Below are 10,370 nucleotides of genomic sequence, written 5' to 3' on the forward strand. Positions count from 1 at the left end.
GATTCATATTTATTTTTTAGTCTCCTAAAAACCTGCAAGTAGAATCTCGTATCATTTGCATATCTCAAAGAACAAACCTAAAATATGGGAAGATAGAAGTATGAGGAGGCTTCAATAATGAAAAAAGGCTTATCGTTTCAAACCTTAGGAAAATTTACATACCGTTTTCGTAAGCTTATTATAACATTTTGGGTTCTAACTACCATTCTCTTAGGATTTTATGCTGTTAAACTTCCTTCGATCTTAAGCGGCAGCGGGTTTGAGATGGATGGATCTTTCGCAAAAGTAGAAAATATTCTTCAGGATAAATTTGATCAGCCAAAATCCTCTGTGATGCTCGTCTTTGATTCTGAAAAATATGCCCCAGAAGATCCTCAATATAAATCTTTTGTAATGAGCACTATCAAAAAAATGGACGGCGTTGAAGACGTTGTAGACATTCAAAGTCCCTATGAAGTTCCTGAAAAAACAATAAAAGAGAACGTTTCTTTTGCTTCTGTGCAGTTTGATAAAAGTTTTGGAGACCTTAAAAAATCTATTGATCAAATAAGAGATCGTATGCCAAAAGACAATGAAATTTCTGTTTCATTAACAGGCGGACCCGTAATCGCTGAAGACATGAACACTGCTAGTCAACACGATCTAGCTAGAGCAGAGGCGATTGGAATACCTGCGGCTTTAATTATTCTTCTGCTGGCGTTCGGCGGTTTGATCGCAGCAGGTTTACCGATCATTGTAGGTTTAATATCGGTTGCAAGTTCACTTGGACTTCTCTATTTTTACGGACAAACAACAAATGTGAGCATTTTCTTACTCAATGTTGTTCCAATGATCGGTCTTGCATTAGGAATAGACTTTGCTCTTCTACTAGTCAACCGTTTTCGTGAAGAGCTTCATCGCGGTATTGAAAAAGCTACTATAATATCTGTACAAACGGCTGGCCGATCTATCGCCTTCTCAGGTTTATGTGTGTTCTTAGGACTGTCTGGTATGTTGTTGATTGATATTGATATTTTCAAGACAGTTGCGATCGGCGGCATGGTCGTTGTAGTTCTCTCCGTTCTGAATGCCATCACGTTCTTACCAGCCATGTTAGCAGTTCTAGGACAGCGAGTGAACGCTTTAAAGTTGTTTAAGACGAAAGAGAACAGCAAATCCGTTTGGCATACCTTTGCAGCTTTTGTTATGAAAAGACCAATAATCATGGCTGTAGTTGCCGCTCTTGCTCTAGGCTTATCTGTTACACCCGTGAAAGACATGAAACTTTCCATACCAGAAGCCGACGCATTGCCACCAGATTACGAATCAAGACTTGCATTTGAGAAATTTGAAAAAACATTTGGTGAAGATGAGCTATATCCTGTAACTTTAGTGGCGGAATCAAAAAAATCTTTTCTAAAAGATAAAGATTCACTTTTAGCACTTGAAAAACTAACAAAAGATCTTCAAAGTGAAAAGGAAGTAAATAGAACCGAATCAATTTTTACGTACACCAATCAATTAACCGGTTCAGAACTTTTTCAAGCACTACAGACCGATCAAGGTAAACAACAATTCTCCCCTGTTCTGAAACCTTTTATTAATGAAGATACTGCAGTAATTAAAGCTTATCTATCAGTCGATGTGACAGGTGACGATGCGAAAGAGTTCGTTAAAAAATGGGAAAAAGAACATGAAGAATTATCCATCACAATTGGTGGAGTTACGAAGTTTAATCAAGAGATTTTTGATGAGATCATACAAAAGGCTCCTTACGGCTTAGCAATCGTTCTCGTAACAACACTTTTCATTCTCATGATCGCATTCCGTTCTGTATTCATTCCGGTAAAAGCGATTTTTATGAACATGCTTAGCTTAACTGCTACGTTCGGCATCCTTGTTTGGATCTTTCAAAGCAGTGTCATCATGGAACCTGTCGATATCGGATTGATGATTCCCGTTTTCACTTTTGGAATCGTTTTTGGACTCAGTATGGATTACGAGGTCTTCTTAATTTCTAGAATACAAGAGATCTATGAAGAGACAGGTGATAATGATCGTGCTACGTTACTCGGATTAACTTCCACATCTAAGATCATTACATCTGCCGCAGCAATCATGATCGTTATCACAGGATCATTTGCTTTTACCAATGTCATGCCTGTTAAGCAGATTGGTATTGCTATTGCCCTCGCCATATTTATTGATGCAACAATCGTGAGGATGGTCTTCGTTCCATCGCTAATGAAACTGCTTGGAGACTGGAACTGGTGGATGCCATTCATAAAAAGAAAAGAAAAGAAACAAAGCGGCACCCTTTCTTAAGGGATGCCGTTTTTTAAAAGTAATTGTGGGAAAACCATACATTATATCCTATAATAAGATTAGCTAGTCTCATATTTAAGGGGTGTTCTTATGTTTGAAATCATTATTATTCTTTTACTTTCTTATTTACTTGGCTCGATCCCCTTTGCACTGTTAGTTGGAAAAATAGGATATGGCATTGACATCAGAGAACATGGAAGCGGTAACTTAGGCGGTACAAATACATTTAGAACATTAGGAAAAAAAGCAGGCTTTATTGTATCAGCAGCAGATGTTTTAAAAGGAACATTAGCTGCAAGTTTACCTTTATTACTGGATGTTGATCTTCATCCTCTTATCGCGGGAGTACCTGCTGTAATTGGTCATTGTTATCCGGTATTCGCAAAATTCAAAGGCGGAAAAGCAGTCGCTACTTCCGGTGGCGTATTATTATTCGCTCAGCCGTTATTGTTTGTCCTTGTCTTGTTCACTTTCTTTTTGACATTATACATAAGCAAATACGTTTCTCTATCGTCCATCATGGCTGGAGTAGGCTCAGTGGTATTAAGCTTCTTCATTGCAGGTGATTGGCTGACCACGTATATCTTGATTGGTTTTACACTGTTCTTAGTCTATCGCCATAGACAAAACATTGTAAGAATCGCTAAGAAAACAGAGCCAAAAGTTAAATGGATCTAAGAATCGTTCTTTTAAAAAGGACGGTTCTTTTTTTATGCCTATTTGATTTACTCTTTAGAAAGTATCCTTACACACTTTTCTTATCATTTTCTGATTAAAGTCGAAAAATAGGCTCTTCTCCTAAAAAAGTACAGGCGATTTCACTAAAAACTCCGCATTTGTCCGTGTCCGTTTAGGTGTTTCGGTCATATGGTGTAATGTGACGTTGACCTAGACTTAAATATTTGGAGGGACTGAAATGGAAAATAAAAAAATGAATATGCCTTATGGTGACAATATGAACATCAATATGAAACCGGTAGCGAACATGCCGATTCATCATGGTGATTATCATGGTGGTGGCTATGGACACGGATGTGGCTTTTTAATTATTGTTGTTCTATTCATCCTATTGATTATTATCGGTGCTACTGCTTTTCATTGTAAAGAAGAAGAAGAATACGACTGTGATGAATCTTCATCTTCATCTTCATCCTCATCTCATTAAGTCATCATATATTAAAAAAAGAAAGAGAGAAGCAGATCTGCTTCTCTCTTTCTTATGTTCAAATCCAACTATACTAGGCGTAGTGGATTAACAATACTGATCATATGCTCCGAGAAGATTCTCAAGAATCTCTTCAGGTGCATGATTTTCAATGTTATGACGATGAATAAAATGAACAACTTTTCCACCCTTTAATACAGCCATCGACGGAGAAGATGGTGGGATTTCCCCAAAGAATTCTCTCATTTGAGCTGTCGCTTCTTTATCTTGGCCAGCGAAAACAGTCACAAATTGGTCAGGTTTTACCGTATGGTTAATAGATGCAACAGCGACCGGACGAGCAAGGCCAGCAGCACATCCACAAACAGAGTTGATAACAACTAGTGCTGTACCTTCCGTTTCTTGCATAAAATAATTCACTTCTTCTGGTGTTTTCAATTCTTCAAATCCAGCACGCGTAAGTTCGTCTCTCATCGGCTGAGCCATCTGCTTCATATATTCTTCGTAAGCATTCATATTATATTCCTCCTGAAAACGATTCGTTTACATACAGTCTTATTATAACGTAAACAGACTATGTTTTTAAATGTTTCTACTTATCTCATGTATCTTCTTGTTCTCAATAATCTTTACTCTTTCATTATCGGTGTTAAAAGCTTCTTGTATCATCGCTCTCGCAACAAAACTCGCTTCAACAGGTTCATATTTATTAGGATATATAAAGGGAAGGGCTTTATAAAGTTTTTCAGCAAATCTTTCTCCAAACCTGAACTCTTCCCGATCCCCTATTAATAAAGAGGGCCTCACAATCGTCAAAGATGGGATGTTCGTAGAGATCAATTGTGACTCCATACTCCCCTTTACACGATTGTAAAAAAAAGTAGAGGTGGCATTAGCCCCCATAGCTGAAATTACAGAAACATGTTGTATATTTAACTTATGAGCAAGTTTTCCTAATTTAATGGGAATATGTAAGTCCACTTCTTCAAATGCTTTTTTTGATTTTACTTTATTCATCGTCGTTCCAATACAGATGAACATAACATCTGCTTTTGTTAGTTCTATCTTGTAATCAGATGCTGTAAAATCAAAAATAACTTCTTTTATCTTTTCATGCTTTGTATCAGATGATTTTCTAACAAGCAAGATGATTTCTTTACACATAGGTTCAGTCAATAATTGCTTTACCACTTCTTTTCCTACTAATCCACTTGAGCCTGCTACAATTACTGTTTTCTTGTTCATGTCTTACTGTCCTTTCTGCTGTCAATAAACTTATCTTACCATGAGCTGAGGTGTATTTTAATGAACCCTACCTATTTTATCACCGGTTACCCTGGATTTATAGCTACAAAGCTTGTAAGTGCTCTTCAAAAACGGCATCCTTCATCTACGTTTTATTTATTAATCTTAAAGCATGAGCGTAAAATCGCAGAACGTAAATTAAGATCACAAGCCGGAAATATTCACCTAGTCGATGGAGACATCACAAAATACGATCTAGGACTAGCTTCTCAAACGATTGAAGAACTTACCGAAGAAGTTACACATGTTATACATCTTGCAGCTCTTTATGACCTCACTGTTGCTTATGAACCTGCATATCTTTGTAATGTAATCGGTACTAAAAACATCTTAAGTTTTGTCGAAAAATGTCCAAGCTTACTGCGTTTTTGTTATTTTAGTACAGCTTACGTTTCTGGAGATGAAAAAGGATTGATCATGGAGAACGAAATTTGTATGCCGAGTGGATTTCGTAATTATTATGAACAGACCAAACACGAAGCAGAAGTTCAAGTTCGTGAAAAGATGAAAGAACTACCGATTACGATTATTCGACCTGGTATCATTGTAGGTGATTCAAAAACAGGAGAAACTCTCAAGTTTGACGGTCCATATTTTATGATGCAATTTATCATGCGGGTATCTAAGTTCCCTATTCCCTATATCGGAAAAACTTCTTCTAAGATACATTTAGTTCCCGTAGATTTCATTATTGAAGCCTCTGTGTTTTTAATGCATGATTCTGTCGGGAGATCAAAAACATATCATGTTCTTAGTCCAGATTCACCCTCTATTCATGAAGCCTATACCCTTTTATGCCAAGAGCTTTTAGGAAAAAAGCCAAGCTGGACATTAAACAGAAGAATTGCCGAACGGTTTTTATCGATTTCTTACATTTCGAAGTGGCTTGGTGTACCACTTGAAACTCTTTCGTATTTTTCTCATGATGCCACATACGATACTTCACAGCTCGTACAAGATCTTGAAGGATCAGGAATTGAATGTTGGCCGTTTAATGAGTATGTGAGTTCGATCGTACAGTATTATAAAAACAATGCTTATGATAAGAACTTAATAAGATATTAAAAAAGGTGACAAACGTCACCTTTTTCTTATACTAAATGATTATTCTTACAAACGATAAGTCATTTTATTAAGGAATGATCTATAACTGTCTATAGATCATAATCCCATAAAATCAACCGAGTGTTTCAATCTCCACACTACGGATACCATCAATCTTTTTCACATCATCATACAGATCTGTAGTATACCTTTTTTCGTAGATAGAAGCTGCCATCTCCATTTTTTTGTAGTCATTCTCAAGATCCTTTATTCGAACATTAACGATCTTTACTTTCAGCTCATTAATCTCTTTCATAACATCACTCATGACCGTATCAGGGTTAACTACTAATTTTAACTTGATGTCAATCTGCCTTAATGCTTTAGGACCAATCCATTTCATAATTAAAGGAATCAGTTCCACACTGATAAGAATTAAAAATGCCCCTGCAGCAGCCTCCTTATAAAATCCAGCTCCTGCGGCAATTCCTAATCCAGATGCTCCCCATATCATAGCTGCAGTCGTTAGTCCTGAAATAACATCGTTGCTTCTTCTTAAAATAACGCCTGCTCCAAGAAAACCAATCCCACTAACAATCTGAGCAGCTAAACGCATTGGATCCATGACCGTTTGACCAGATAGAAGTGAAAATTGTCTAGCTGATTCTATGCTAACAATCGTGAGCAAACAACTGCTGATGGAGATAACAAGGCTCGTTTTAAGACCAACGGGTTTATTTTTCAACTCCCTCTCTATACCGATTATCAACCCGAAGAATGCTGACATTCCAAGTTTCACTAAGACAAGACTCATGATGTTTACACCTCTCTCCTGTTTTTGCCCTTATCTAATAATACGCAAATCATCGCATTAAATCCTTCAAACTTCAAGAATGATTCTCGTTGAATCATGACGTTCCTCCGTATATAATAGAAGTTGGTTTTATCAGAAAATAAAGATTATTCAGTATAAGGTGGTGTGGAAGACTCATATCGTTCATTTTAATAAGAGGAGGAAATGCATTGTTACCAAAAAAACAGCAAAATTTCGAACACTCAAGGTACAGCGAAGTTGTTAACACGAATCAATTTCAGCAATTAATGGCTGAGAAAAAACGTTTCATCCTTCCAATGACCGTGTTTTTTTTACTGTTTTATTTCAGCCTTCCTATCCTAACAGCTTATACAGATGTATTGAACCGTAACGCGATAGGCGATATTACTTGGGCATGGATTCTCGCTTTCGCTCAGTTTATCATGACATGGGCTTTGTGTATGATCTATACGAAACGAGCCAAACGGTTTGACGAACTCGCTGAAAAAGTAATAGCCGACATGGACAAGGAGGCATCCTCATGAATGGTACAGCATTTTCTTTGTTTTTAGGAATTGTTGGTCTAACTTTAGTCATTACTTATTTTGCTTCTAAGAAAACAAAAACAACGAGTGACTTCTACACAGCTGACGGTGGATTGACAGGGATGCAGAATGGTCTTGCAATCGCAGGAGATTATATGTCAGCCGCTTCATTCCTTGGAATTGCGGGCACGATCGCACTATCTGGTTTTGATGGCTTTTTTTATAGCATCGGCTTTCTCGTTGCTTATCTTGTTGTTTTATTCTTAGTAGCAGAGCCGCTTCGGAATCTAGGAAAATATACGATGGCTGATATGATTGCCGCGAGGTTTAATGATAAAAAAGTTCGCGGTGTGGCAGCGCTAAATACGATGGCGATATCTACTTTCTATATGGTCGCTCAATTAGTAGGTGCTGGAGCTCTTATCAAACTATTACTAGGTATTGAGTACTTATATTCTGTACTTATCGTTGGTGTTCTCATGACGGTATACGTTGTGTTCGGTGGTATGACAGCAACCTCTTGGGTACAAATCGTAAAAGCCATTCTATTGATGCTTGGTACGCTTGTCATCTCTGTCATGGTGTTCGCTAAGTTTGGCTTTAGCTTTACAGAGATGTTCAATCAAGTTAAAAACGCTACTCCACTAGGCGAATCGTTCTTGAACCCAGGTAATAAATTTAAAGATCCACTTGATACGATCTCCTTAAATTTAGCACTTGTACTAGGAACAGCCGGACTTCCTCATATTCTTATTCGTTTCTTTACCGTAAAAGATGCTCCTACTGCAAGAAAATCGGTCGTTTATGCAACTTGGTTGATTGGAGCTTTTTACATCATGACAATCTTTTTAGGTTTTGGTGCTGCCGCATTCGTTGGACAAGATCAGATCGTAGCTGCTAATGCAGCTGGAAATATGGCAGCTCCGCTTTTGGCAGAAGTACTTGGAGGAGAGTTTTTATTTGCTTTTGTTTCAGCTGTTGCATTTGCTACTATTCTTGCTGTCGTAGCTGGACTCGTATTATCAGCTGCTTCTGCTTTTGCTCATGACTTTTATACACATATCATCAGAAAAGGTCATGCATCCGAAAAAGAACAGATGAAAGCCGCAAAGTGGGCATCAGTTGGCGTAGCGATCGTATCCATCATATTGGCATTATTCGCTCAGAAACTTAATGTTGCATTCTTAGTATCTCTTGCTTTTGCTGTAGCAGCTAGCGCGAACCTTCCAATCATTCTTTTAACGATCTTTTGGAAGCGCTTTAATACAGCAGGTGCAGTAACTGGGATGTTAGTAGGACTCATTAGTTCACTTGTTTTGGTTATGATCTCACCAAGTGTCTGGTCTCCTGTAGAGGGAGCAGCCATTCTTACTGGCGAGGCGATCTTCCCCCTTGCTAACCCGGGAATCGTATCCATACCACTTGGGTTTTTGGGAGCTTTCATCGGAACAATGCTATCTAAACCATCAGATGTTGATAAATTTAATGAAATCTTAGTAAAAGCAAATACGGGATCTGGCCTTCGAAAAGGTGCATAATCCAATAAGAAAACCGGCTATTAATCAGCCGGTTTTTTGATGGGTTCAGTTTGTTTTGGAACAAAGGGATAAAATAAGATGCCTGATGCAAGTAAGGCGATTCCAAATAAGAATGTTTTAATATCTGCGGTACCTGCATAGATGACCCAAAACGAATAGATGGCAGCAACTGCGGCAATAATACCATCTGTCATTCGACTTGTACCCGATCTCTCATATGTCTCACTTCTCATGACGAGCTTTAGCTGATAGAGAGACGCGAACAAATATGGAACGAGAAAAGCGAGTGTCGCGATAAAAATCATAAAATCAAAGGCAGAAGCCATAGATTGAGAAATAACAGAAAACAAGAAAAGCTGCGTACATAGGTTCGTGATCCAAAGAGAGAAAACGGGTGCACCTTTTTTATTTTCTTTCAAAAAGTGCGTGATAAACATCCGCTGCTGTGCTGCCTGAAATGGTACTTCTGCAGAAAGTAAAACCCAACCAACAGTTGCTCCCAATAATGAAATCACTCCTAAGGCCGCCATGATCATACTGCCAGAAGGTCCGATCGCTGCCATCAATGAATCAACAAGTGGTTTTTGAGAGTTGATTAATTCTTCTTGCTTCAGTGTTCCCATGACTAACAATGTAATACATAGGTACAAAGCAAGTGCTATTATAAGTCCAAGGATCGTCGCTTTTTTTACATCGCTTTTCTTTTTAGCACGCGTTGCAAAAACAACGGCAGATTCTACGCCTACAAAAGCCCATAATGTTGCGATTGCAGCGTTATTTATCTGCGATAGAAAACCAGAAGTAACACCGCCTTCACTCTCGATCGGCTCATAAAAAGGAACGAGATTGCTGCTTTGAAACGCAAATAGACATGCTAGTATAAATAATAAGAATCCTAAAACTTTAGCTAGAGTAGCAATAAAATTTACCTTACCAGCTCCCTCAATACCGTTAAGAATCAAAAAGTGTACGCTCCATAACAGAATCGAACAGATAATAAAGGTAATGACTCCTCCTATTTTTACAGAAGTCCCCATCACAGTAAATAAAACAGTTCCGTTTGTCATAACTGGAAAGAAAGTAGATAGGTAACTTGCAAACGTAGTAATGATCGCAACATTACCTGACCAGTTAGCCACCCAATATCCCCAGCTTACAAGGTACCCCGCTAATAGTGATGAATGCGAATCTTCTTTAAACAAAGCTTTCGCATAGTTTTGTGGTCCTCCATTTAATTCTGGCTTTCTTAAACTAAGATTTCCGAAGACTAGAGCTGTCATTAATACACCAAAACCTGTGATCAACCAAGCTGCTAATACACCGGATGGACTTGCTACTTCTGCTAATGATCGTGGTAGCATAAAGATACCCGATCCAACCATATTTCCTACTACGAGTGCTGTTAAAACCCAAAAGCCTAGATTTCTTTTCAAAGTGATTCCACCTTTCTCTACACTTATTTTACCCAATGAAGTACGTTGCAAATCCTGAGGTTACTTGGACTAAAAAAGTTTACAAGAAAAGTATGAACTACAGATAAATAAAAAAGATGAGCTTGAAAAAGTAATAGTCGTTCGTTAAGACCTGGTTCGCAAATCTTAAATAGATCTCAAAACAAAGAAAAAAGAACCTGATTTTTGAACTGCACCCCGAAT

Annotated in this window: 10 protein-coding genes; 6 read left to right on the plus strand and 4 right to left on the minus strand. The window is 38.0% G+C overall.

All coding sequences use genetic code 11. From position 1 onward, the window contains the following. The first annotated feature begins 117 nt into the window (after positions 1-117). From P4V41_RS13990 to P4V41_RS21665, 3 genes are all read left to right on the plus strand, one after another. The gene (locus P4V41_RS13990; protein ID WP_328085658.1) at positions 118-2,304 is read left to right on the plus strand and encodes an MMPL family transporter; all 2,187 of its coding nucleotides are present in this window, start codon (positions 118-120) and stop codon (positions 2,302-2,304) included. 90 nt (positions 2,305-2,394) lie between these two features. Beyond that, positions 2,395-2,982, plus strand: a complete 588-nt coding sequence (plsY, locus tag P4V41_RS13995; RefSeq protein WP_328085660.1) for a glycerol-3-phosphate 1-O-acyltransferase PlsY — start codon at positions 2,395-2,397, stop codon at positions 2,980-2,982. A 238-nt stretch (positions 2,983-3,220) separates the two neighbouring features. Beyond that, positions 3,221-3,469 carry a YjcZ family sporulation protein gene (locus P4V41_RS21665; RefSeq protein ID WP_419181318.1) on the plus strand — a complete coding sequence of 83 codons (249 nt, stop codon included), beginning with the start codon at positions 3,221-3,223 and terminating at the stop codon, positions 3,467-3,469. An 87-nt stretch (positions 3,470-3,556) separates the two neighbouring features. Here P4V41_RS21665 and P4V41_RS14005 read toward each other — a convergent pair whose 3' ends face one another. Together P4V41_RS14005 and P4V41_RS14010 are read right to left on the minus strand one after the other, a co-directional pair. Then, complete coding sequence (locus P4V41_RS14005; RefSeq protein WP_328085661.1) at positions 3,557-3,985, minus strand: BrxA/BrxB family bacilliredoxin; 429 nt, start codon at positions 3,983-3,985, stop codon at positions 3,557-3,559. A 66-nt stretch (positions 3,986-4,051) separates the two neighbouring features. Next, a complete protein-coding gene (locus tag P4V41_RS14010; RefSeq protein WP_328085662.1) occupies positions 4,052-4,714 on the minus strand; it encodes an NAD(P)H-binding protein in 663 nt (220 codons plus the stop codon). Between the two features lie 60 nt (positions 4,715-4,774). Between P4V41_RS14010 and P4V41_RS14015 the strand changes: the two genes are divergently transcribed. Then, positions 4,775-5,839 (plus strand): SDR family oxidoreductase, encoded by a 1,065-nt coding sequence (locus tag P4V41_RS14015; RefSeq protein WP_328085663.1) that lies wholly within the window; start codon positions 4,775-4,777, stop codon positions 5,837-5,839. 112 nt (positions 5,840-5,951) lie between these two features. Here P4V41_RS14015 and P4V41_RS14020 read toward each other — a convergent pair whose 3' ends face one another. Beyond that, on the minus strand, positions 5,952-6,632 hold the full coding sequence (locus P4V41_RS14020; RefSeq protein ID WP_328085664.1) for an MgtC/SapB family protein: 681 nt from the start codon (positions 6,630-6,632) through the stop codon (positions 5,952-5,954). Between the two features lie 209 nt (positions 6,633-6,841). Here P4V41_RS14020 and P4V41_RS14025 point away from each other — a divergent pair, with 209 nt between their 5' ends. Together P4V41_RS14025 and P4V41_RS14030 are read left to right on the plus strand one after the other, a co-directional pair. Continuing rightward, a complete protein-coding gene (locus P4V41_RS14025; protein ID WP_328085665.1) occupies positions 6,842-7,177 on the plus strand; it encodes a DUF485 domain-containing protein in 336 nt (111 codons plus the stop codon). After that, positions 7,174-8,715, plus strand: coding sequence for a cation acetate symporter (locus tag P4V41_RS14030; protein WP_328085666.1), 1,542 nt, complete (start codon positions 7,174-7,176; stop codon positions 8,713-8,715). Before P4V41_RS14025 ends, P4V41_RS14030 begins: the two co-directional genes overlap by 4 nt. A gap of 20 nt (positions 8,716-8,735) precedes the next feature. Here the strand turns inward: P4V41_RS14030 and P4V41_RS14035 are convergent, their stop codons facing one another. Beyond that, positions 8,736-10,154, minus strand: coding sequence for an amino acid permease (locus P4V41_RS14035; RefSeq protein WP_328085672.1), 1,419 nt, complete (start codon positions 10,152-10,154; stop codon positions 8,736-8,738). Positions 10,155-10,370: the final 216 nt, after the last annotated feature.

Origin of the sequence: Fictibacillus nanhaiensis (assembly GCF_036213205.1) — a bacterium.
Lineage (GTDB): Bacteria > Bacillota > Bacilli > Bacillales > Fictibacillaceae > Fictibacillus > Fictibacillus nanhaiensis_E.

Coding starts and splice junctions, on each gene's coding strand:
- P4V41_RS13990 (WP_328085658.1), top strand. CDS start 118: ATGAAAAAAGGCTTATCGTTTCAAACCTTAGGAAAATTTACATACCGT.
- plsY (WP_328085660.1), top strand. CDS start 2,395: ATGTTTGAAATCATTATTATTCTTTTACTTTCTTATTTACTTGGCTCG.
- P4V41_RS21665 (WP_419181318.1), top strand. CDS start 3,221: ATGGAAAATAAAAAAATGAATATGCCTTATGGTGACAATATGAACATC.
- P4V41_RS14005 (WP_328085661.1), bottom strand. CDS start 3,985: ATGAATGCTTACGAAGAATATATGAAGCAGATGGCTCAGCCGATGAGA.
- P4V41_RS14010 (WP_328085662.1), bottom strand. CDS start 4,714: ATGAACAAGAAAACAGTAATTGTAGCAGGCTCAAGTGGATTAGTAGGA.
- P4V41_RS14015 (WP_328085663.1), top strand. CDS start 4,775: ATGAACCCTACCTATTTTATCACCGGTTACCCTGGATTTATAGCTACA.
- P4V41_RS14020 (WP_328085664.1), bottom strand. CDS start 6,632: ATGAGTCTTGTCTTAGTGAAACTTGGAATGTCAGCATTCTTCGGGTTG.
- P4V41_RS14030 (WP_328085666.1), top strand. CDS start 7,174: ATGAATGGTACAGCATTTTCTTTGTTTTTAGGAATTGTTGGTCTAACT.